21 protein-coding genes are annotated in these 21,677 nt (G+C 74.3%); 14 read left to right on the plus strand and 7 right to left on the minus strand.

Features of this window, described 5'->3' with window-relative positions:
- Window positions 1-141 precede the first annotated feature (141 nt).
- From ACFYOJ_RS00070 to ACFYOJ_RS00100, 7 genes are all read left to right on the plus strand, one after another.
- Complete coding sequence (locus ACFYOJ_RS00070) at window positions 142-1,038, plus strand: STAS domain-containing protein (RefSeq protein ID WP_356552543.1); 897 nt, start codon at window positions 142-144, stop codon at window positions 1,036-1,038.
- Window positions 1,035-1,466: an STAS domain-containing protein gene (locus tag ACFYOJ_RS00075; protein WP_356552541.1), complete on the plus strand. Its 432-nt coding sequence runs from the start codon at window positions 1,035-1,037 to the stop codon at window positions 1,464-1,466. The genes ACFYOJ_RS00070 and ACFYOJ_RS00075 overlap by 4 nt, the downstream gene beginning before the upstream one ends.
- Window positions 1,466-1,906, plus strand: a complete 441-nt coding sequence (locus ACFYOJ_RS00080) for an anti-sigma regulatory factor (RefSeq protein WP_356552586.1) — start codon at window positions 1,466-1,468, stop codon at window positions 1,904-1,906. The genes ACFYOJ_RS00075 and ACFYOJ_RS00080 overlap by 1 nt, the downstream gene beginning before the upstream one ends.
- On the plus strand, window positions 1,906-2,976 hold the full coding sequence (locus ACFYOJ_RS00085; protein ID WP_356552539.1) for an ATP-binding SpoIIE family protein phosphatase: 1,071 nt from the start codon (window positions 1,906-1,908) through the stop codon (window positions 2,974-2,976). The genes ACFYOJ_RS00080 and ACFYOJ_RS00085 overlap by 1 nt, the downstream gene beginning before the upstream one ends.
- Complete coding sequence (locus ACFYOJ_RS00090) at window positions 2,973-4,709, plus strand: GAF domain-containing SpoIIE family protein phosphatase (protein WP_356552537.1); 1,737 nt, start codon at window positions 2,973-2,975, stop codon at window positions 4,707-4,709. The genes ACFYOJ_RS00085 and ACFYOJ_RS00090 overlap by 4 nt, the downstream gene beginning before the upstream one ends.
- Before the next feature lie 257 nt (window positions 4,710-4,966).
- Window positions 4,967-6,343 (plus strand): NAD(P)/FAD-dependent oxidoreductase, encoded by a 1,377-nt coding sequence (locus tag ACFYOJ_RS00095; RefSeq protein ID WP_356552584.1) that lies wholly within the window; start codon window positions 4,967-4,969, stop codon window positions 6,341-6,343.
- 89 nt (window positions 6,344-6,432) lie between these two features.
- Window positions 6,433-8,679: an FUSC family protein gene (locus ACFYOJ_RS00100; RefSeq protein ID WP_356552536.1), complete on the plus strand. Its 2,247-nt coding sequence runs from the start codon at window positions 6,433-6,435 to the stop codon at window positions 8,677-8,679.
- A 39-nt stretch (window positions 8,680-8,718) separates the two neighbouring features.
- Here ACFYOJ_RS00100 and ACFYOJ_RS00105 read toward each other — a convergent pair whose 3' ends face one another.
- The 3 genes from ACFYOJ_RS00105 to ACFYOJ_RS00115 all read right to left on the minus strand — a co-directional run bounded on the left by ACFYOJ_RS00105 (window position 8,719) and on the right by ACFYOJ_RS00115 (window position 11,126).
- Complete coding sequence (locus ACFYOJ_RS00105) at window positions 8,719-9,153, minus strand: hypothetical protein (RefSeq protein WP_356552534.1); 435 nt, start codon at window positions 9,151-9,153, stop codon at window positions 8,719-8,721.
- Between the two features lie 39 nt (window positions 9,154-9,192).
- Complete coding sequence (locus tag ACFYOJ_RS00110) at window positions 9,193-10,026, minus strand: DUF1206 domain-containing protein (RefSeq protein ID WP_356552532.1); 834 nt, start codon at window positions 10,024-10,026, stop codon at window positions 9,193-9,195.
- A gap of 230 nt (window positions 10,027-10,256) precedes the next feature.
- Complete coding sequence (locus ACFYOJ_RS00115) at window positions 10,257-11,126, minus strand: SigB/SigF/SigG family RNA polymerase sigma factor (protein WP_356552531.1); 870 nt, start codon at window positions 11,124-11,126, stop codon at window positions 10,257-10,259.
- Window positions 11,127-11,476: 350 nt separating this feature from the next.
- On the opposite strand from ACFYOJ_RS00115, the gene ACFYOJ_RS00120 reads away from it, so the two are divergent.
- The 3 genes from ACFYOJ_RS00120 (at window position 11,477) to ACFYOJ_RS00130 (ending at window position 14,013) form a co-directional block, all read left to right on the plus strand.
- A complete protein-coding gene (locus ACFYOJ_RS00120; RefSeq protein WP_356552530.1) occupies window positions 11,477-11,698 on the plus strand; it encodes a hypothetical protein in 222 nt (73 codons plus the stop codon).
- Window positions 11,699-11,754: 56 nt separating this feature from the next.
- Window positions 11,755-13,233, plus strand: coding sequence for an aminotransferase class I/II-fold pyridoxal phosphate-dependent enzyme (locus tag ACFYOJ_RS00125; RefSeq protein WP_356552528.1), 1,479 nt, complete (start codon window positions 11,755-11,757; stop codon window positions 13,231-13,233).
- A gap of 324 nt (window positions 13,234-13,557) precedes the next feature.
- On the plus strand, window positions 13,558-14,013 hold the full coding sequence (locus ACFYOJ_RS00130) for a cyclic nucleotide-binding domain-containing protein (protein ID WP_356552526.1): 456 nt from the start codon (window positions 13,558-13,560) through the stop codon (window positions 14,011-14,013).
- Between the two features lie 59 nt (window positions 14,014-14,072).
- On the opposite strand, the gene ACFYOJ_RS00135 is transcribed toward ACFYOJ_RS00130, so the two are convergent.
- Window positions 14,073-14,687, minus strand: coding sequence for a LysE/ArgO family amino acid transporter (locus tag ACFYOJ_RS00135; protein WP_356552524.1), 615 nt, complete (start codon window positions 14,685-14,687; stop codon window positions 14,073-14,075).
- 136 nt (window positions 14,688-14,823) lie between these two features.
- Between ACFYOJ_RS00135 and ACFYOJ_RS00140 the strand changes: the two genes are divergently transcribed.
- Window positions 14,824-15,741, plus strand: a complete 918-nt coding sequence (locus ACFYOJ_RS00140; RefSeq protein ID WP_356552523.1) for a LysR family transcriptional regulator ArgP — start codon at window positions 14,824-14,826, stop codon at window positions 15,739-15,741.
- Between the two features lie 110 nt (window positions 15,742-15,851).
- The gene (locus ACFYOJ_RS00145) at window positions 15,852-16,103 is read left to right on the plus strand and encodes a WhiB family transcriptional regulator (protein ID WP_356552521.1); all 252 of its coding nucleotides are present in this window, start codon (window positions 15,852-15,854) and stop codon (window positions 16,101-16,103) included.
- A 57-nt stretch (window positions 16,104-16,160) separates the two neighbouring features.
- Here the strand turns inward: ACFYOJ_RS00145 and ACFYOJ_RS00150 are convergent, their stop codons facing one another.
- Both ACFYOJ_RS00150 and ACFYOJ_RS00155 read right to left on the minus strand, forming a co-directional pair.
- Window positions 16,161-16,610, minus strand: a complete 450-nt coding sequence (locus ACFYOJ_RS00150) for a DUF6098 family protein (RefSeq protein ID WP_356552519.1) — start codon at window positions 16,608-16,610, stop codon at window positions 16,161-16,163.
- A 159-nt stretch (window positions 16,611-16,769) separates the two neighbouring features.
- Window positions 16,770-18,443, minus strand: a complete 1,674-nt coding sequence (locus tag ACFYOJ_RS00155) for an FAD-binding dehydrogenase (RefSeq protein ID WP_356552517.1) — start codon at window positions 18,441-18,443, stop codon at window positions 16,770-16,772.
- 317 nt (window positions 18,444-18,760) lie between these two features.
- Between ACFYOJ_RS00155 and ACFYOJ_RS00160 the strand changes: the two genes are divergently transcribed.
- Complete coding sequence (locus tag ACFYOJ_RS00160) at window positions 18,761-19,507, plus strand: MBL fold metallo-hydrolase (RefSeq protein WP_356552515.1); 747 nt, start codon at window positions 18,761-18,763, stop codon at window positions 19,505-19,507.
- 9 nt (window positions 19,508-19,516) lie between these two features.
- The gene (locus ACFYOJ_RS00165) at window positions 19,517-20,749 is read left to right on the plus strand and encodes a DUF4032 domain-containing protein (protein WP_356552514.1); all 1,233 of its coding nucleotides are present in this window, start codon (window positions 19,517-19,519) and stop codon (window positions 20,747-20,749) included.
- 17 nt (window positions 20,750-20,766) lie between these two features.
- On the opposite strand, the gene ACFYOJ_RS00170 is transcribed toward ACFYOJ_RS00165, so the two are convergent.
- Entirely contained in the window at window positions 20,767-21,639 is an 873-nt protein-coding gene (locus ACFYOJ_RS00170) for a universal stress protein (protein WP_356552512.1), read from the minus strand.
- Window positions 21,640-21,677: the final 38 nt, after the last annotated feature.

Below are 21,677 nucleotides of genomic sequence, written 5' to 3' on the forward strand. Positions count from 1 at the left end.
GACGCTCCTTCGGACCGCGCGTACGGGAGCAGGTGTCGTACGAGGTCGACGGGTGGTTACAGTTGTCGCCCGGCAGAGTCACGTCGCCGTCACGTCGCCCCAGGGGCCGGTGCGGCGCAACGCGGATGAGGAGTGGAACAGGTGCCGGAACAGGCGGAGGGTACGGCCGGATCGGCGACGCAGGAGGTCAGGGAGTTCCTGCGGCGCCGCCGGGAGCAGATCGCCCAGCGGTGGGCGGACGAACCTCTGTTCAGGGCGGTGTTCACGGTTTCGCGCGACGAGGCCGTCGAGGCCGGCAAGTCCGTGGTGGACGCGCTGGCCCAAGTCGCGGACGCGGCCCGCGTGGAGGACCCGGACGCCGCGGGATTCACCACGGTGCGCGAGCAGTTGGCGCGGATGGGCGCGGCCCGTTCCCGGGCCGGTCTGAGCACCGCCCAGGTGTCGAGCGAGCTGGCGGCCCTGCGGCCGCCGGTGGAGAAACTGCTGCTGTCCGATCTCCCGGACGCCTCGGCGGACCACGCCCGGGACTGTGTCACCACGCTGAGCGTGCTGATGGGCACCCTGCGGGTCGTGGTCATGCAGACGACGCTGAACGAGAACCAGGCCCTGATCGACCGTCAGCGGCTGCAGCTGCTGGAGGTGGCCACGCCCGTCATCAAGCTGTGGGACGGCATCGTGGCGGTGCCGCTGATCGGGACGCTGGACAGCGCCCGCAGCCAGGTGGTGATGGAGACCCTGCTGGAGTCCATCGTCGAGCAGCAGGCGCGCTACGCGATCCTGGACATCACCGGGGTCCCGACGGTGGACTCGCTGGTGGCCCAGCACCTGATGAAGACGGTCGCGGCGGCCCGGCTGATGGGCGCCGAGTGCATCGTCTCCGGCATCCGGCCGGCGATCGCGCAGACGATGGTCCACCTCGGCCTGGACCTGGGCACGGTGGTGACCCGGGCGAGCCTCGCCGACGCGCTGGGCTACGTCCTGCACCAGCTCGGCGTCGGCATCGTGAACCCCGTGGCGAACGGTCCGGTCACGCGGTGAACGAGGCTTTCCCCGGACCCCGCCCGGGTCCCGTGTCAGGTCATGTACCGGTACTGCGGCTCGGTGACGTCCTCCTGGTCACCCTGCAGGGCGACCTGCACGACAGCACGGCGCAGCAGCTCCAGGAGGACCTCGCCGAGACCATCGTGCGCACCGGCGCCACCGGTGTGATCATCGACATCTCCGGTGTGGAGATCGTCGACTCCTTCCTGGGCCGGGTGCTGGCCGAGATCGCCGGGCAGACCGACCTGCTGGCCGCCCGTACCGTGGTGGTCGGCATGCGGCCGGCGGTCGCCATCACCCTGGTGGAGCTGGGTCTGACGCTGCCGCGGGTGCACACCGCGCTCAGCACCGAGGTGGCCATGGAGCTCCTCGCCCGGCATGCTCCGTCGTCCCGCTACGGCGGACTGCGCCAGGAGAGTCCGTGATGCACACTGCCGCGGGCGCTCAGGCCCGCCTGCCGATCCGTTCGGACATGGATCTGGTGTGGGTGCGACAGCATGTGCGGCAGGCCGCCGCCCAGCTCGGCTTCGGGCTGGTGGACCAGACGAAGCTGGTCACGGCCGCCAGTGAGCTGGCCCGCAACACCCTGGTGTACGGGGGCGGCGGCACCATGGACACCGAAGCCCTCACCGAGGGCGGGGTCCGGGGACTCCGGCTCACCTTCAGCGACGAGGGGCCCGGGATCCCGGACCTGGAGCAGGCGCTCAGCGACGGCTACACCTCGGGGGAGGGACTGGGCCTGGGGCTGGGCGGCGCCCGGCGCCTGGTGCACGAGTTCTCCATCGACAGCACCCCGGGCGCCGGCACCACCGTGCGGGTGACCTCCTGGGTGGGCCGTCCGCCGCGTCCGCGGGAGGAGCTCTGATGCCCCGCGTGTGGGACGTCCCCGTGCACGACTCGACCCGGGTGCGCGACGCCCGGGTGGCCGCGGAGCACGCGGCCGGCCTGGCCGGGCTGGACGACCAGTGCACGGCCTCGGCCGCGCTGGTGGCGACCGAGCTGGCCACCAACCTGCTCAAGCACGCCGACGGCGGCCAGGTCCTCATCGACGTAGTGTCCCCGCCCCTGCTGACCGCGGGCCGCGAGGAGGCCCGGGCCGTGCAGATCGTGACGGTCGACCACGGCCCGGGGATCCCCGACGTGTCCGCGGCCCTGAGCGACGGCTTCACGACGACGGGCTCGCTCGGCGCGGGCCTGGGCACCTGTGCGCGCCTCGCCGACGACTTCGACCTGCACAGCGTCCCGGGCCGGGGCACGGTGGTGCTGGCCCGGATCGGCGGCGCGCCCCGCGGCCGGGACGCGGGCACGGGCGCGGACCCGGTGTCCGGGGTGCGGGCCGGCGGCGTGAACGTGCCCTTCGGCGGCGCCGACTGCTCGGGCGACGCCTGGGCGTGGGTGCGGACCGGGGACCTGGTGACGCTCATGCTGGCCGACGGGCTGGGCCACGGCCCCGAGGCGGCCCGGGCCTCGTCGGCGGCGGTGGAGGCACTGCGCGGCGCGGCCCACCTGGCGCCCTCCGAGGTGGTGAAGCGGCTGGACGCGGCGCTGGCCCGCACCCGGGGCGCGGCCGTCGCCGTGGCGCAGGTCGACCCGCGCGCCGGACGGCTCAGGTTCGCCGGTGTCGGCAACATCGGGGCCCGGCTGTGCGCGGGCGGCACCTGGCGGACGCTGGTGTCCCAGCCGGGCATCGTCGGCACGCACCGGCCCACCACCGTGCGCGACGAGGAGCGCGAGTGGGCGCACGACCGGGTGCTGATCCTGCACAGCGACGGTCTGCCGAGCCGCTGGACCCCCACGCCCGACGCCTGCGCTCCGGGCGTCGACCCGGCGGTGACGGCCGCCGTGACGATCCGTGACGCCAGCAGTCCGGCCCGCCCCGTGCGGGACGACACCGCCGTGGCTGTTCTGTCCCCGACCCCGCCGGATGGCCCATGACCCGTACCTGGCAGATCACCGGTGTCACCGACGCCGCCCGGGCCCGTATCGCCACCGCCCGGCTGGCGGCGGCCTACGGTGTGCCGCCGCTGGAGCGCACCCGGCTGGCGGCGGCGCTGAGCGCGCGGCTGCGGCAGTGCCTGACCAAGGGCGGCACCTGGCGGCTGACCCTGGAGGCGTCCGCGGCGCCCGCCGGCACGCCGGAGGCGGGGCAGGGGGTGCTGCACGCCGTGGTGACGCCGGCCCTCGGGGCCGCGGCCGACGGTGAGCCTCCGTGGCGGATGACGGTGCCCTGCCCCGAGGCGTCCCCGGCCGCCGACGAGGGCGTCGTGACGGACGACCCGGCGTCGCTGGCGGAGGCGCTGCTGGGGGCCGACGAGGACACGGCGCTGGTGCTGGACCGGCTCGCCGAGCAGGAGGACCTGGTCGCCTTCCACCGGGAGGAACTGCACCAGACCAACCAGGGCGTCGTGGCGCTGCACGCCGAGCTGGACGCCGCCGGGCGGGCCCAGCGGGAGGCGTTCGCCGCCGAGCGCAGGGCGCGCACCGAGGCGGAGAACGCCCGCCGCAGGCTGACCTTCCTGGCGGACGCGAGCGCGGTGCTCACCGCGTCGCTGGACCATCACGAGATCGTGCGCCGCCTGCCGGACCTGCTGGTGCCCGAGTACGCCGGCAGCGTCGACGTCTGGATCTTCGACCAGGACGGCGACCGGAACCGGCCCCCGGTGCACGCCGCCGCGGCCGTCCTCGCGGCCCGCACCGGCAGGCCGCAGTACGCCGCCGAGCACCCGGGCGGGCTGCCCGGCGTCGACGACCAGCCGCCCTCGGCCCTGGCCCCGGACCGGCCGCTGCTGTGCATCCCGCTGCCGACCCGCGGGGCGCCGCTCGGGGTGCTGACGCTCACCCCGCCCGGGGAGCGCTGGGACCCGGACGACGCGGTGATGCTGATCGAGCTGACCCGGCGGGCCGCCATCGCGATCGACCACGCCCAGCGCTACCAGCACAACCGCGACATCGCCGAGACCCTGCAGCGCGCCCTGCTGACCGAGCTGCCGGCACCGCCCGGTCTGAGCCTGGCCGCGCGTTACCTGCCGGCCACGCACGGGCTGAACATCGGCGGCGACTGGTACGACGCGTTCCGCCAGCCCGACGGCGGCGTGATCGTCGTGGTCGGCGACGTGACCGGGCACGGGCTGCGGGCGGCGGTGATGATGAGCCAGCTGCGGACCGCGCTGCGGGCCTACGCGGTCGACGGCGGCAGCCCCGGCCGGCTGCTGACCCGGCTGCACACGTTCCTGCACCACCTGCAGCCGGACCTGTTCGCCACCGCCGTCATCGCGCGGTTCCACCCGGACGACCCGACGATGACGTGGGCCGCCGCCGGGCACCCGCCACCCGTGCTGCGTACCCCGGACGGCCGAGTGCGGACCCTGGACGCCAGACCGGGGGCGATGCTCGGCATTCCGCTCGAGCAGGAGATCGCCGACCACACGGAGCTGCTCGCGCCGGGTTCGACGCTGGCGCTGTACACGGACGGTCTGGTGGAGCGGCGGGCCCGGGGCATAGACCCGGGCATCGAGCGGCTGGCCACGGCCCTCGGCTCGTTCACGCCCCGGCAGCTGGAGGAGGACCTGGAGGGTTCGGCGGACGGGATCCTGCGGCCTCTGCTCAGCGACTCGGAGCGCGACGACGACGTCTGCCTGCTGCTGTGCCACCTCGACGGCACCGGCTGACCGGTCTGCCGTACCGCTTCGGCGGCCCCGGCGGCCGGCCGGCCGTCGCCGCTCCCCGCCGGACGGTCCCCCGCCGTTCACGCCCGTCCGGTGCGCTTCGGCCCCGGGCGGGGCATGGTGGATCCCGGGGTGTGTAGCCCGCCCGGCACTCCCCGCTCGCCGGACCGCCGCGGACGCGGTGGGATCGACGAGGTGCGAAGCAGCGATCCAGGGGCAGGCGAATGGCGTTCGCGGCAGACCGCCTGGAGCAGAAAGGGATGAAGACCGTGACACGACCCAGGATCCTGGTGGTCGGCGCAGGTTTCGCCGGCGTGGAGTGCGTGCGCCGGCTCGAGCGCAGGCTCTCCCCCCACGAGGCCGACGTCACCCTGGTGGCGCCGTTCTCCTACCAGCTCTATCTGCCGTTGCTGCCCCAGGTGGCCTCGGGGGTGCTGACGCCGCAGTCGATCGCGCTGTCCCTGCGCCGCAGCAGCCGGTACCGCACGCGGATCATCCCGGGCGGGGCCATCGGCGTGGACCTCAAGGCGAAGGTCTGCGTGGTACGGACCATCACCGGCGAGATCGTCAACGAGCCGTACGACTACATCGTGCTGTCCCCCGGCAGCGTCACCCGCACGTTCGACATCCCGGGGCTCACCGATCACGCCTTCGGCATGAAGACGCTCGCGGAGGCCGCCTACATCCGCGATCACGTCATCTCGCAGCTCGACCTCGCCGACGCCAGCCAGGATCCGGCCGAGCGCGCCTCCCGGCTGCAGTTCGTGGTGGTCGGCGGCGGTTACGCGGGCACCGAGACCGCGGCCTGCCTGCAGCGGCTCACGCACGCGGCCGTCAAGCGCTATCCGCGGCTGGACCCGGCCCTGATCAAGTGGCATCTGATCGACATCGCGCCGAAGCTGATGCCCGAGCTGGGCGAGAAGCTCGGGCGCAGCGCCCAGGAGGTGCTGACGCGGCGGGGTATCGAGATCTCCCTGGGCGTGTCCATCGAGAAGGCCGGCCCCGAGGAGGTCACCTTCACGGACGGCCGGGTGGTGCCCACCCGCACGCTGATCTGGACCGCCGGCGTGGTCGCGAGCCCGCTGATCGCCACGCTGGGCGCGGAGACGGTCAAGGGGCGGCTCGCGGTCACCGCCGACATGTGCCTGCCGGGCCACGACGGGGTGTTCGCGCTCGGCGACGCGGCGGCCGTGCCCGACCTCGCCAAGGGCCAGGAGGGCGCCGTCTGCCCGCCCACCGCGCAGCACGCGATGCGCCAGGGCAAGCACGTCGCCGAGAACATCATCGCCACCCTGCGGGGCCAGGCGATGCGGCCGTACGTCCACAAGGACCTCGGTCTGGTCGTCGACCTCGGCGGCACCGACGCGGTGTCCAAGCCGCTCGGCGTCGAGCTGCACGGCCTGCCCGCCCAGGCCGTGGCCCGCGGCTACCACTGGTCGGCGCTGCGCACCGGCGTCGCCAAGGCGCGCGTGGCGGCCAACTGGATGCTGAACGCGGTCGCCGGCGACGATTTCGTGCGCACCGGTTTCCAGGCCCGCAAGCCGGCCAAGCTGAAGGACTTCGAGTACACCGACGCCTACCTGACGCCGGAGCAGGTCCGCGAGCAGGTCGAGGGGGCCGGCCGGGCGCAGTCGTGACCCGCCGCCCGGGGTCCGCTCGCGGCATGGCATGCTGGCAAGTGGATCTTTGCGTGAACCGGAGCTGAATCGGGAGAGTGTGCGGCGGCGTGAGGCAGGCGGGGCGCTCGGTGCGGACACGGCTGCGGGACCGCGCCGCCGCGTCCGATCCAGGTCTGCTGCGGCTGACGGCCGGCCTGCGGACGGTGGGCGCCATCGCCCTGGCGCTGGCCGTGCTGGCCCTCCTCGGCGCGGACGTCAAGCACCTGGTGGCGGGCGCCATGTCGGCGATGGTCGCCACCTTCGCGATCCGGGAGAAGCAGCCCGGCGCGCAGGCCGTCACCCTGGCGCTGGGTCTGCCGGTGGCGCTGGCGTCCGTGTCGGTGAGCGCGCTGCTCGCCCAGCGGGTCGTCGTCGGTGACGTCTTCTTCGTTGCCCTGATCTTCTGCGCCGTCTACAGCCGCCGGTTCGGCGACCGCGGCAACGCCCTGGGCCTGATCGGCTTCCAGGTCTACTTCGTGTCCCTGTTCGTGGGGGCGAAGACGTCGGGGCTGCCGTCGCTGTGGGCCGCGATCGCCGTGGCGTTCGCGTGCAGTGCCCTGGTGCGTTTCGCGATCGTGCCGGCGACGCCCGCACGCGTGCTGCGGCGGCTGCGCCAGGCCTTCCGGGCCCGGCTGGCGCAGCTGATCTCGGCGCAGCTCGAGCTGCTGGACGCCGGGCCGGACGAGATCGACAGGGCGCTCGGGCATCTGCGGGACGGCACGGCGCGGCTGCACGAGACGGCCCTGATGATCCAGTCCCGGCTGGAGGAGGGCACCCCGGACGCGTCCACGGCGCGGCTGGTGCAGCGCCGTATCGCGGACGCCGAGATCGCCGCCGAGCGTCTCGGCCTGCTGCTGCTGAGCGCGCGCAGCGCCGAGCGCGCGGACACCCTCACCCTGCATCTGCCGGGCGCGCCGGCGCCCTCGGTGGGGAGCACGCCCGCGCCCGGCGAGGCGACGGCGGTCCTGCGCCGGGACCTCGGCGCGCTGCGCGCGCTGGTGCTGCGTCCGCCCTCCGAGGCCCGCGGCACGGCGCTGTCGCACCTGCGCAACCGGCTGCTCGGCTACCGCGACGAGGAGAATCTGCCGGAGGCGACGCCGGCCGTGCAGGACGTCTTCCGCGGCATCGGTGAGACCGCCCGGGCCGTGATGGGCCTGAGGATCGCGCTGGACGGGCCGCAGGACGACTCGGACGACTCCCCCTCGACGGCGCGCTCGCGCGAGGAGCTGGACGCCGAGGACGCCGCCATCGACGCCGGCGAGGAGGAGTCGGCCCAGGAGGAGCCGACCGGGCTGCGGCGGCCCACCACCCGCGCGGCCGTGCAGGTGGCGGTGGGATCCTCGCTGGCCATCGTCGGCGGGGAGTTCCTGTCCTCGCAGCGCTGGTACTGGGCGGTCCTCACCTGCTGGATCGTCTTCCTCAACACCGCCTCCACCGGCGAGATCCTGGTCAAGGGCTACCGCCGGCTGCTGGGCACGATGCTGGGGGTGGTGGCCGGGATCGTGCTGGCCGGGCTGGTCGGCGGCCACACCTGGACCGCGTTCGGGCTGGTGCTGCTGTTCATCTTCGCGATGTTCTACACGGCGCCGCTCTCCTACACGCTGATGTCGTTCTTCGTGACGGCCATGCTCGGGCTGCTGTACACCCTGCTGCACACGTACAGCATGTCGGTGCTGCTGCTGCGGGTGGAGGAGACGGCGCTGGGCGCGGCCTGCGGGATCATCGCGGCGGCGCTGGTGCTGCCGATCCGCACGGACCGGCGTACGAACGAACTGCTGGGCACGGTGCTGGAGCGGCTGGTCGACGTCACCGAGGGTGCCGTGGACCAGCTCAGCGGCGGGCCGGCCGCCGATCTGCTGGACACGGCGCGGGACCTGGACCAGGCGCTGGGGGATCTGCGGGGCGCCACCCAGCCGCTCACCCATCCGATCACGCCGCTGCGGTCCCGCCGGAACACGGCCCAGTACGTGGTGGCGCTGCTGGAGACGTGCGCCTATCACGCGCGGTCGCTGGCGGCGACGGCCGAGCTGCTGCCCACCCATCCGTCGATCGCGGCCGATCCGAGGCTGCGCGGGGCGGTGCGGCGCACGGTGCGCAACATCGAGGCGATCGCCGCCCACGTCGCCGACGAGCACGCCGGCACGGAGGTGGAGACCGGGCCCAGCATCGCCTCGCTGCTGGAGCCGGGGGGCGCGGGGGTGTCGCGGTACGGACGTGTCACGGGGCGTGTGCTGCGGCATCTGGAGCGGCTGGACGAGGCCGTGGTGGGCCTCGCCCGGCCGCTGGGTGTTCCCGTCGCGGCGCCGAAGCGGTGACGGGCCCGGAAGGAAGCGGTGACGGGCCGGGGGCCGGGGTCAGAAGTCGCTGGGCATGCCGCTCGCCTCGGCTATGCCGCGCAGTTCCTCGTTCTGCCGGTGGCGTTCCTTGAGGTAGTCGGCTATCTCGCCGAGGCGCTCGGGGTCGCAGGCGGTGTCCGCGTCCGTGACGACGCGGACGGGGCCGGTCTCGTCGGTGCTGATCTCGACGACCTCGTTGTCGAGCCGGCCGGTGACGGCGGTGGCGATGACCAGGGCGGCCTCGTCCCGGATCTCCTGGGGCAGTGCTTCGGTGCTGTCGCCGTCCAGGGAGAAGTCGATGGTGGGCATCTGGTGCTCGTCGATCGCCTGGAGGACCGGTTCCACCACGCTGAGCAGCAGCTGGTAGTCGTCGGTCTCCATGCGCAGGCGCAGGAGGTCCAGGTAGACGTCCACGGGACGTCCGTCCGGCGGAGGAATCTCGTGTTCGTTCATCCGCCCCGTGTTCCCCGCGCCGGGCGGCTCAGACCTCGTTCACACCCTGCGCCAGCGGGCGAGGGCGAAGGAGAAGACGCCGAACAGCATCAGACCTGCGGCGACGCAGACCAGCAGCCACGGTCCGAGCGGGGTGCCGGCGAAGGCGCGCAGGGTGTCGTCCAGGCCCTTGGCCCGGTCCGGTTCGTAGTCGACGGCGGCGCGCACCGCGAAGGCGCCCGCCGCGGCGAAGACGACGCCGCGCGCCGTGCCGCCGCCGACGCCGGTGACGTCGACGAGCCGTCGCATCGGCCGGCTCAGCTCGCCGTGCTTGAGCTTCTTGTGGTAGCTGCGCCGCAGCGCCTGGACGGCGATGACCACTCCGGCGACCACGATCGCGGCCCCGGCAACGCCCACGGCCCACCGTCCGGCGGGCAGCTCCAGCACCTTGGCGGTGACGTCGCGGGACTGCCGGTCACCGGTTCCGCCGCCGCTGCCGCGGGAGCCGGCCGCGAAGGCCAGGACGGAGTAGGCGACGAACGCGTAGAAGACGCAGCGGGCGGCGGCGGGCAGCCGCTTCTTCGCGGTGCGGCCGTCCTCGCCCACGGTGCCGAAGAGCGCCTCGGAAAGGCGCCACAGGGCCATGCCGACGAGACCGGCGCCCAGCGCCCACAGCAGGACGGCGCCGAACGGCTTCTCCGCCAGTTCGGCGAGGGCGCCGCCGCGGTCGGCCTGCCGCTGTCCGTCGCCGAAGGCGATCCGCAGGGCCAGCAGGCCGACCAGCAGGTAGATGACGCCGCGGGCGGCCAGTCCGGCCCTGGCGGCCCCCTCGGCGGCCGTTCCGTCGGCCGCGCGCCGTACCCGGCCGTGGCCGGTGCGTGTCAGAACACTCATGCGAGCCTCCCCTCCGGGACTCCGCATGCCCCGCGTTCCTCCCCGCAATCCGCAGGGGGCGGGTGTGTCCCGGCCGACGGGACACGCCCGTGCGCCCCGTACGCCCGGTCAGGCGTACGGGGCGCACGGCATCACGCCTTCCCGCACCTCACGAGCCGGCCCGCGGCGGTCCCGGCGGCCGCCGGGACGGCGGACCGCGGTCCGGGCGGCGTCACCGCCCGGGGGGGCCGTCACGCCGTGGCGCGCCTGCGGCCCGGGCGCCGGCCCATCGCCTCGTCGCGCACCCGGGCGCAGCTGCGGCTGATGAGCCGGGAGACGTGCATCTGGGAAATGCCCAGGCAGTCCGCTATGCGGCTCTGCGTCATGTCCTCGAAGAAGCGCATGTAGAGGATGGCGCGCTCGCGTTCGGGCAGCCGGCGCAGGCCCTCCTTGGCGGACTCGCGGTCGATCACGGTGTCGTACGAGGTGTCCGCCGTGCCGAGGGTGTCCGCGAGGCTGTAACCGTCGTCGCCGGCGGACAGCTCGGCGTCCAGCGACAGGGTGCTGAAGCTCTCCAGCGCCTCCATGCCGGCACTGACCTCGTCCTCGGTGAGCCCGGTGTGGGCGGCCAGGGCGGCGACGGAGGGTTCGGGGCTGCCGGGGCTCTGGGTGAGCTCGCGGCGCGCGACCCGCACCTTGTTGCGCAGTTCCTGCACCCGGCGGGGCACCCGCAGTGCCCACATCCGGTCGCGGAAGTGCCGCTTGACCTCGCCGGTGATGGTGGGCACGGCGTAACTCTCGAAGGCACCCCGCTCCGGGTCGAAGCGGTCGATGGCCTTCACCAGCCCGAGCGCCGCGACCTGGCGCAGGTCCTCGATGGACTCGCCGCGGTCGCGGAAGCGGCCGGCGATCCGGTGGGCCATGGGCAGCCAGGCGGTGACGAGCTCGTCGCGGACGGCTTCCCGCTCGGGCCCGTCCTCCAGTTCCGCCAGCCGGCTGAAGAGGGCCACGGTGTCCGGTGCGTCGTCGTGCCGACGACGGGCCGTGGTGGTGGGACCGGCGTCGGGGGCGTTCGTGGCCTCGGGGGTTCCGGGACGGACGGTGGGCGTTTCGATGGGCATGCGGATTCGCTCCTGAACGGTGGTCTCAGGGGAACTTTCCGCGGAAGCGGCGCTGTCCGGGGCCGCTCGGAAGGGCCGAAGCAGCCATACCGCTCCCGCTGCTGCGCCTCCGGTCCGAAGCACGAACTTGCGACTGCCCTCACCCCGGTGGAACAAACTCCGCTTTTGCAAAAGTACTCGGAACGGCCGAACGACCGCGGTGCTGAGCTTGCCCTGCGGCGGAAGGCATGCCGTGTGCACGCCGGGCGCCGCCGGAGGGTTCCGGCCGGTTTCCGGCCGCGTTCCGGAACAGCGGTCCTCCGTGCGGGCCGGCGGGCCATCCGGGCGCCGTGCGGGGGTACGCGGAAGGCATGACGGATGTTGTGGACTCGGACGAACTGCTGCGCCGTATGCACCGCGCGAGGGCCTGCGCGCTGGAACAGGAGCGGACGTGGCGGACGCGGAGGGAAGAGCTGCGCTCGACCGACCCGGAGGGCTCCCGCGAGGCGGCCGTGCGGACGGTGGCGTACGAGGCCGTGCTGCGGGTGCTGGACGAGGTGCTGACGCCGGGGCGGCGCACGGAGCCAGGCTGACCGGCGGCCGCCGGGACGACGGATTGGCGGGGCGCGCACCGGGAAACCGGGTCGGCATGACAGCCGACCACACCCGCGCACCGGTCCTGGAAGCCCTCGCCGACTACCGCCGTGAGGGACGGTTGTCGTTCACGCCCCCCGGCCACAAACAGGCGCGCGGCGCCGATCCGGCCGTGCGCGAGGTGCTGGGGGACGCGGTCTTCCACAGCGACCTCCTGGTGACCGGCGGACTCGACGACCGGCTCACCCGCGGCCGGGTGCTGCAGCGCGCCCAGGAACTGATGGCCGACGCGGTCCACGCCGACCACACCTTCTTCTCGACCTGCGGGAGCAGTCTGTCGGTGAAGGCGGCGATGCTGGCCGTGGCGGGCCCGCACGAGAAGCTGCTCATCGGCCGGGACGCCCACAAGTCGGTCGTGTCGGGGCTGATCCTGTCCGGCATCGAACCGGTGTGGGTGGAGCCCCGCTGGGACGCCGGGCGGCATCTCGCCCACCCCCCGTCGGCCGAGGAGTACGAGCAGGCGTTCGCCGCCCATCCCGACGCGAAGGGCGCGCTGATCACCAGCCCCACGCCGTACGGGGCGAGCGCGGACCTGCGGGCCGTCGCCGAGGTCTGCCACCGGCGTTCGGCGCCGCTCGTCGTGGACGAGGCGTGGGGGGCGCACCTGCCCTTCCACCCCGATCTGCCCACCTGGGCGATGGACGCGGGCGCCGACATCTGCGTGACCAGCATCCACAAGATGGGCAGCGGTCTGGAGCAGGGTTCCGTCTTCCATCTGCGCGGCGACCTCGTCCCGCCGGAGCTGCTCGGCATGCGGGCCGATCTGCTGGGCACGACCAGCCCGTCGGCGCTGATCCTCGCCGGACTGGACGGCTGGCGCCGCCAGATGGCGCTGCGGGGACGGGAGGTGATGGGCGCGGCGCTGGAGCTGGCCGCCGAGGTCCGCGCGGCCGTCGAGGAGATCGACGGGATGCACGTCGACGACCGGGAGGACTTCTGCGGCCCGGGGGCGGCCCACGGCTTCGATCCGCTGCCCGTCGTCATCGACCTCGACGGTCTCGGCGTGTCCGGCTTCCGGGCGGCGGACTGGCTGCGCGAGAACCGCTCCGTCGTGGCACATCTGACCGACCACCGCCGTATCGGCGCGCAGATCACCCACGGTGACGACCGGGAGACCGCCGGCGAGCTGCTCGCCGCGCTCAAGGACCTGGCCCGGGCGGCGCCCACCCTGGCTCCCGCGCCGCGCGTCGAGGTGCCCTCGCCGGCCGGGCTGAGGATGCCGCAGGCGATGCTGCCCAGGGACGCGTTCTTCGGCCCGACCGAGGACGTGCCGGTGGAGCGGGCCGCCGGGCGGGTGGCCGCCGAGATGATCACGCCGTACCCGCCCGGCATCCCGGCCGTCCTGCCCGGTGAGCGGCTGTCCGAGCCCGTGCTCCGGTACCTGCGCACCGGCCTGGAGGCGGGGATGTACCTGCCGGACCCGAGCGACCCGTCGCTCGGCACGGTGAGGGTAGTCGCGGGTGATGCCGGGTGACGCTTCCTCACCGTGTGCGACGGGGCAGTGAAACAGGTCACGCGACCCGGTTTCCGGTTCCCCGGACACCGGGAGATGGTTTAGCGTTCACTCACACGTGGCGGCGGAGTCGACGACAGGTCCTCCGGACGTCACCGCTCACGGCCCTGGCTGGTTTCCCCCGTCCAGCCAGGGCTTTTTCATGCCCGGCGCCGGTGCCCGCCGGACCGGCACGGAATCCCCTCGGGAACCGTCGTCCGCCGAGGTGCCCGGGGCGCCGGCGGCGGCTGAAGATGGACGTAGGGAAAGCACCGGAACCGAACCGTCGGCGAGGAGCCCCACACCATGACCAAGGCGATCAAACTGCTCACCGCCCTCCCCCCGCCCCAGCGGGCCCGTCTCATGGAACTCGCCCAGGAGGTCTCCTTCCCGGAGGACGTCCGGATCTTCGAGGCGGGAGGCAGGGCCGACCGCTTCTGGGTCATCCGGTCCGGCGCGGTCTCCCTGACCCAGCAGGTGACGCCCCTGCAGCGGGTGACGGTCGCCAGCCTGGGCGCGGGCGACCTGCTCGGCTGGTCCTGGCTGTTCCCGCCCTACGAGTGGGACTTCGGCGCCGAGGCCTTCAGTCCGGTGCGCGCCTACGAGTTCGAGGCCGCGTCGGTCCTCGCGCTGTGCGAGCGGGATCCCCAGCTCGGCATCGTGCTGGTGCGGACGGTCGCCGAGATCCTCGCCCACCGGCTGGAGGCCACCCGCGGCCGCCTCATGGAACACGCCGCGCTGCACGGGCGCGGCGCGCTGTGAGGCGACCGCGCGCCGTGCCCGTGCCGCGCACCGGGTGACGGCCGCGCCTCGCCCCCGGTTCAGGCGCCTGCGACGAGGGTGAGACCGAGGGCGATCATGACGGCCGCGACCAGCCCGTCCAGGACGCGCCAGGCCGCGGGCCGGGTGAGGAACCGTCCGAGGTGGCGGGCGCCCAGACCGAGCGCGGCGAACCAGCACAGGCTGGCCAGGGCGGCCCCCAGGCCGAAGGTCCAGCGCAGCGGTCCGCGGTCGGCGGCCACGGAACCCAGCAGGAAGACGGTGTCGAGGTAGACGTGCGGGTTGAGCCAGGTCAGTGCCAGGCAGGTGAGCACCGCCCGCCGCCGCGAGCCCGCCGCCTCGCCCTGCGTCCGCAGCGCGCCGGCCGGGCGGAACACGCGCCGGGCGGCCAGGGCGCCGTAGCAGAGCAGGAAGGCGCCGCCGACCCAGCCGACGACCGTCAGCGCGTCCGGCCAGGCCACCACCACCGCGCCGACGCCCCCGACCCCGAGGGCGATGAGGACCGCGTCGGACAGCGCGCAGATGGCGACCACGGTGAGGACGGCGTCACGGCGGACGCCCTGCCGCAGGACGAAGGCGTTCTGGGCGCCGATGGCGACGATCAGTGAGAGGCCGGTGCCGAATCCGGCGGCCGCGGCGGTCAGGGCATTGCTCATGACCTCGAAGCTAGACGCGCGATCACCGCACGTACAGCTAAAGATTCTTACGTATCCTTAGACCTTCTGAAGAGATCTCCTGGAGAGATCTCCCGAGGACGGCGCCGGGACGACGGCGGAAGAGGGCGGGGCGGCAGTGACGACGGAACCGGCGGCGGCGTTCGCGGACCTTCCCCTGGACCAGGTGCGCACCCTGCTGACCGTGGTGGACGAGGGCACGTTCGAGGCGGCCGCCGCCGCGCTGCACGTGACGCCGTCCGCGGTCAGCCAGCGGGTGAAGGCGCTGGAGCAGCGCACCGGACGGGTCCTGCTGCTGCGCACCAAGCCGGTGCGGCCCACCGGGTCCGGGGCGGTGCTCGTGCGCCTCGCCCGTCAGGTGGCCCGGCTGGAGCGGGACGCGTACGCGGAGCTGGGGCTGAGCGGGGCCGGGGAACCGACGCGGGTGTCGGTGGCCGTCAACGCCGACTCGCTCGCGACCTGGTTCCTCGGCGCCCTCACACGGGTGCCGCAGGAGCCCCGGCTCTGTTTCGATCTGCGCCGCGAGGACGAGGACCACACGGCGGCGCTGCTGCGCGAGGGCGTGGTGATGGCCGCGGTGACCTCGTCCCCCGACCCCGTGCCGGGCTGCACCGTCCGGGCGCTCGGCCGCATGCGCTACCGGCCGTGCGCCGCGCCCGGGTTCGCCGGCCGGCACCTGGACGGGCGGCCCCTGCGGGAGTCGCTCGCCGAGGCGCCGGTGGTGTGCTTCGACCGGCGGGACGACTTCCAGGACGGCTTCGTGCGGCGGCTCGGGGCGGCCGGCGCCGGTGCCGCCCGGCATCACGTACCGACCCCGGAGGGCTTCGTGGACGCGGTGGCCGCGGGGCTGGGCTGGGGCATGGTGCCGCAGCCCCAGGCCGAGCCGCTGCTGCGCGCCGCCCGCCTCGTCGACCTGGCCCCGGACCTGACCGTCGACGTCCCGCTGTACTGGCAGCAGTGGAAGCTCGACTCCCCGGCGCTGGCGGCCGTGGCCGACGCGGTGGTGTCGGCGGCGGCCGAGGCGCTGCGGTGGTAGACGCGCACGGCGCCGTCGGTCACGGGCGGTTTCGCCCCGGTGCCGGCGGGTCACCCGGACGGAGCAATGCATTCACGAAGGCGCGAACGATTCGATCGCAGGTGACTTTGATGGACAACTGGCGAGAGCACGCCGCGTGCCGTACGGAGGACCCCGACCTGTTCTTCCCGATCGGCGCCACCGGCCCGGCCCTGTTGCAGACCGAGCAGGCGAAGGCGGTCTGCCGGCGCTGTCCGGTCCAGGAGCAGTGCCTGCAGTGGGCGCTCGACACGGGACAGACCCTCGGCGTGTGGGGCGGGACCAGTGAGACGGAGCGCCGGGCGCTGAAGCGGCGCGCGGCGGCACGGCGGCGGCACGGCTGACGGCCGCCGCCGGCAGGCCCGAGCGCGTCGGGGCCCGCTGCGCCGCACCGCCCCTCCTCAGCGGGCGGTGCGGCGCAGCGGGCCCCAGGGGCGTTCCTGGCGTGCCACCTCCGTGCGGGCCTCGTCGATGACGCCGGGCGCGATCCAGCACAGCGGCCGGACGTCGGCCACCAGCGGCTCGTTGTCCGGGCCGCGGCCCGTCTCCCGGCCGGTGAGCACCCAGGGCCGTACGCCGGGGCCCTTCTCGTGCGGCAGATGCGCGTAGTCGTGCAGCCGGCGCGCCGCCCACACCCGTACGGGCCGGTCCCCCCACCACTCCTCCACGTCCAGCGGGTTCGCGGACAGGCCCGGCATCGGTACGCCGGTGAGTTCGTCGGTGCTGGAGGTCCGGGCGAGATCGGCGCGGGGGCCGCGCGACCAGCGCACGTACAGGCACTGCCGGCGGGCGACCAGATCGGCGAGCCCGGCGAGTGTGCGTACGACCGGCAGGTCCTCCGGTGCGCCCATGCGCTGACCTCCCTCGTCGGCGGTCCGTCAGGCCGACGGAGTACCCGGGCGGCGCGCGGGGGAATCACGCCGGGAAGTCCCGTTCCCGGCGCCCCCCGGGCGGCGGTGCGCGGGTGCCGGCGGACCGGCTGTGGCCGAGGGGCGCGGCGGCCGGGCGGTTCAGGCGGTCTGCCGCGCCGCGGCCCGGCCCGCCGCCCGTCCGGAGAACAGGCAGCCGCCGAGGAAGGTGCCCTCCAGTGCGTTGTAGCCGTGCACCCCGCCGCCGCCGAAGCCGGCCACCTCACCGGCCGCGTACAGTCCTTCGACCGGTGTGCCGTCGGCGCCCAGGGCGCGGGAGTCCAGGTCGGTCTGGATGCCGCCGAGGGTCTTGCGGGTGAGGATGTGCAGCTTGACGCCGATCAGCGGGCCCGCCTCCGGGTCGAGGATGCGGTGCGGGCCGGCGACGCGGCCGAGGCGGTCGCCGAGGTAGCGGCGGGCGTTGCGGATGCCCTGGACCTGGGCGTCCTTGGCGTACGGGTTGGCCATCTGCAGGTCGCGGGCCTCGATCTGACGCCGGATCGAGGCGGCGTCCAGCAGCGGTTTGCCGGTGAGCCCGTTCATCCGGTCGACCAGCAGTTCCAGGGTGGGCGCGGTGACGAAGTCGGGGCCCTTGCGCAGGAAGGCGTCCACCGGGCCGGGGGCGCCCTTGCCGATGAGGCGTTCGCGCAGGAAGCCGGCGCGGTCCTTGGCGGTGATGTCGGGGTTCTGCTCGGAGCCGGAGAGCGCGAACTCCTTCTCGACGATCTTCCGGGTGAGGATGAACCAGGAGTGGTCGTGGCCCGCGAGACCGTCGGCGGTGCGCAGGTGCCGCAGGGTGCCGAGGGTGTCGTAGCCGGGCAGGTACGGCGAGGGCAGGCGGCGGCCGAGGGCGTCGAACCACATCGACGACGGCCCGGGCAGGATGCGGATGCCGTGGCCGGGCCAGACCGGGTCCCAGTTGCGCACCCCCTCGGTGTAGTGCCACATCCGGTCGCGGTTGACCAGGCGTGCGCCCGCCTCGGCGCTGATGTCGAGCATCCGTCCGTCGACGTGGGCGGGGACGCCGGTGACCATCTCGGCGGGCGGGGTGCCCAGGCGTGCGGGCCAGTGACGGCGCACGATGTCGTGGTCGGCGCCGATGCCGCCGGAGGTGACGATCACGGCCCGGGCGGTGAGGTGGAACTCGCCGACGGCGTCCCGGTTGGAGGCGACGCCCCGGGGCGAGGTGTCCTCGGCGAGGACCGTGCCGCGCACGCCGCGCGCGGTGCCGCCCTCGACGACCAGGTGGTCGACGCGGTGGCGGTGGTGGAAGGTGAGCAGCCCGTCGCGCGCGGCCTGCTTCGCGTACCGCACGAACGGTTCGACGACCCCGGTGCCGGTGCCCCAGGCGACGTGGAAGCGGGGCACCGAGTTGCCGTGCCCGCCGGCCGTGAGGTCGCCGCGCTCGGCCCAGCCGACGGTGGGCAGGAAGGTGATGCCGTGCCCGGCCAGCCAGGACCGCTTCTCCCCCGCCGCCCACTCGACGTACGCCCGCGCCCAGCGCACCGCCCAGGCGTCCTCGTCCTCGGTCCGGTCGAAGCCGGCGCTGCCCTGCCAGTCGCTCCAGGCCAGGTCGAAGGAGTCCTTGACGCCGAGGCGCCGCTGCTCGGGCGAGTCGACGAGGAACAGTCCGCCGAAGGACCAGAAGGCCTGTCCGCCGAGGTTGGCCGCGTTCTCCTGGTCGACCAGCGCGACCCTGCGGCCCCTGCTGGTCAGTTCGTGCGCCGCGACCAGGCCCGCGAGGCCCGCTCCGACCACGATGACGTCGGCGTCCATGGCGACCGTCCCTTTCCTCGTCCGTCCCGTCGGGTCGGGCGGCACCCCGGTGACGCGGACCGCGACGAGGGCGGTGCGTTCGCGGTGAAGAGCGAGGAACGGTCCCGTCGTGGCCGCCGGAACCGGAGAAAAGCATGTTCACGCCACCCGCCGCCGAGTACGGGAATGTATCGGATGCACCGGCGTGCCGGAAGGGCCGGGACGGATCCGGGGCCGTTCCCGGTCACGGGGGTGTGCCGGGCGTCGGGCACCCGTGCGCGTGCCGTTTCTGGTTGGGTGTCCCCGTCGGGCAGCCACCTGGGAATGCGAGGTCGTCGATGCGCGCGGACGTGCGGCAGGTCGCGGACGGCACCTATCTGGTGCACGGGAGCCACACCAACTGGGTCCTCCTGGCCGAGGGCGACGCGGTCACCCTCGTCGACACCGGTTACCCCGGCGACCGGGGGCTGCTGCTCGACTCCCTCGCGCGGATCGGGAGTTCGCCCGAGGCGGTGACGGCCGTGCTGATCACCCACGCCCACAACGACCACCTGGGCTCCGCCGAGCACCTGCGCGCCGCCCACGGCACCCCCGTACTGCTGCACGAGGCAGAAGTGCCGCACGCCCGGCGGGACTTCCTGCAGCAGGTGTCGGTCGGCACGGTCCTGCGCAACGGCTGGCGTCCGGGCGTGCTGCCGTGGGCGGTGCACGTGATCCGCCGCGGCGGCACCGAACACCACCCGGTGACCGCGCCCGCCCCCTTCCCCGCGGACGGCGCGCTCGACCTGCCCGGCCGGCCCGTGCCCGTGCACACCCCCGGGCACACCGACGGGCACTGCGCCTACCACCTGCCGGACGCCGGGGTGGTGATCTCCGGCGACGCGCTGGTCACCGGGCACGCCACCTCGCGGCTGCGGGGGCCCCAGCTGCTGCCCGGCATGTTCCACCACGACCGGGAACGCGCGGCGGCCTCGCTCGACGTCCTCGCGGAACTCGACGGCGACGTGCTGCTGCCCGGGCACGGCCCCCTCCACCGCGGGCCGGTGGGGGACGCCGCGCGACAGGCGCGGGAACGGACGTTCTAGAGTCGGGGCATGGCCTTGCAGATCAGTGCCACCAATCCGGAGCACCCCGCGCTCCTGCTCGAACTGCCGTGGCAGCTTCCGCTGGAGGAGTGGCCCGAGGAGTACCTCGTGCCGCTCCCCCGCGGCATCTCCCGTCACGTCGTCCGCTACGCCCGGGCCGGCGACGAGGTGATCGCCGTCAAGGAGCTGGCCGAACGGCCCGCGCTGCGCGAGTACGAGCTGCTGCGCGACCTGGACCGGCTCGCCATCCCCGCGGTGGACGCGCTGGGCGTGGTCACCGGCCGCACCGACGGAGCCGGCGAGCCGCTGGAGCCGGTGCTGATCACCCGGCACCTCGGCGGTTCCCTGCCGTACCGGTCGATGTTCGAGACGACACTGCGGCCGGCGACCATGCACCGTCTGATGGACGCCCTCGCCGTGCTGCTGGTCCGGCTGCACCTGGCGGGGTTCGCCTGGGGCGACTGCTCGCTGTCCAACACGCTCTTCCGGCGCGACGCGGGCGCCTACGCCGCCTACCTGGTGGACGCCGAGACCGGCGAGCTGCACCCGAGGCTGAGCGACGGGCAGCGCGACTACGACCTCGACCTGGCCCGGGTGAACATCAGCGGCGAACTGCTCGACCTGGAGGCGTCGGGGGCGCTGCACCCCTCCGTGGACCCGGTGGACTTCGGCAGGGAGATCTGCGCCCGCTACGGCCGCCTGTGGCAGGAGCTGACCCGCACCTCCGTCTACCCGGCCGGCAAGCACCACTACATCGAGCGCCGCATCCGGCGCCTCAACGACCTCGGTTTCGACGTGGCCGAGATGCAGATCGAGCACGCCTCCAACGGCGACACGGTCACCTTCGTGCCCAAGGTCGTCGACGCGGGCCACCACCAGCGCCAGCTGCTGCGCCTGACGGGTCTGGACGCCGAGGAGAACCAGGCCCGGCGGCTGCTGAACGACCTGGAGTCCTGGATGGCCACCCAGGACGACTACGCCCCGGGCGATCCCCTCGGCGCCCGCCCGGAGGTCCTCGCCCACCGCTGGGTGCGGGAGGTGTTCCGGCCGACGGTGCGGGCGGTGCCGGTGGAGCTGCGCGGCTCGATGGACCCGGCGGAGATCTACCACGAGCTGCTGGAGCACCGCTGGTACCTGTCCGAGCGGGCCCAGCACGACATCGGCCTGGACACCGCCGTCCAGGACTACATCACGAACATCCTGCCGAAGGCCCGGGAGACGCTCCAGCCCACGTCGGACTGAGCCGTCCCGCGGGCGGTTCAGCCGTGCGGGACCACCGCCACCGGGCAGTGCGCGTGGTGCAGCACGCCGTGCGCCACCGAGCCGATCCGGGCGCCGACGGCACTGCGGCGGGCACGGCGGCCGACGACCATCAGCTGGGCGCCGGGGGCGACCGACAGCAGGACCTGTCCCGCGCTGCCCATCTCCACGTGCTCGGTCACCGGGACGTCGGGGAAGCGCTCGCGCCACGGCCCGAGCGCCTCGCCGAGAGCCTTCCGCTCGTACTGCTCCAGGCCGCCGGCCTCGTCGGCGAGCCGCATCGAGCCCGGGCTGTAGGTGAACACCGTCGGCAGGGTCCAGGCCCGTACGGCGCGCACGGCGGCGCCGCGCGCGGCGGCGGTCTCGAAGGCGAAGCCGATCGCGTCGGCGCTGTCCTCCGGCTCCCCCTGCTGGCCGACGACGATCTCGCGGCCGGCGGCCTCCGACGCGGCCTCGTCCCCGGCCCGCACGAGGACGACGGGCCGGGTCGCCCCGGCGATCACCTGCCGGCCGACCGAGCCGAGCAGGAAGCCGACGACCGCTCCGTGGCCGCGCGAGCCGAGCACCAGCGTCCGGGCCTCGGCCGCGGCGGCGAGCAGTACGGCGACGGCGTCGTCGGCCTCGGTGACGTCCGTGGTCACCGTGAGCCGCGGGTGCCGTTCGGTGACGGTCCGGACCGACTCGGCGACCGCGTCGCGGATCCACCGCTCCTGCGTGTCCCTGTCCCCCGCGCCGGCCGTCTCCGGCCCCGCCCGCCAGGCGTGCACGACGTGCAGCGGGGCTCCCCGGCGGGCCGCCTCCCTGGCGGCCCAGGCCAGTGCGGCCAGGCTCTCCTCGGATCCGTCCAGCCCTGCCGTGATCGGGCGCGTCATGCGGGCCCCTCCCTGTGTCGCGGTCACGTCCATGGGGG

The organism is Streptomyces sp. NPDC006384 (assembly GCF_042870695.1).
In the GTDB taxonomy this organism is placed as follows: Bacteria; Actinomycetota; Actinomycetes; order Streptomycetales; family Streptomycetaceae; genus Streptomyces.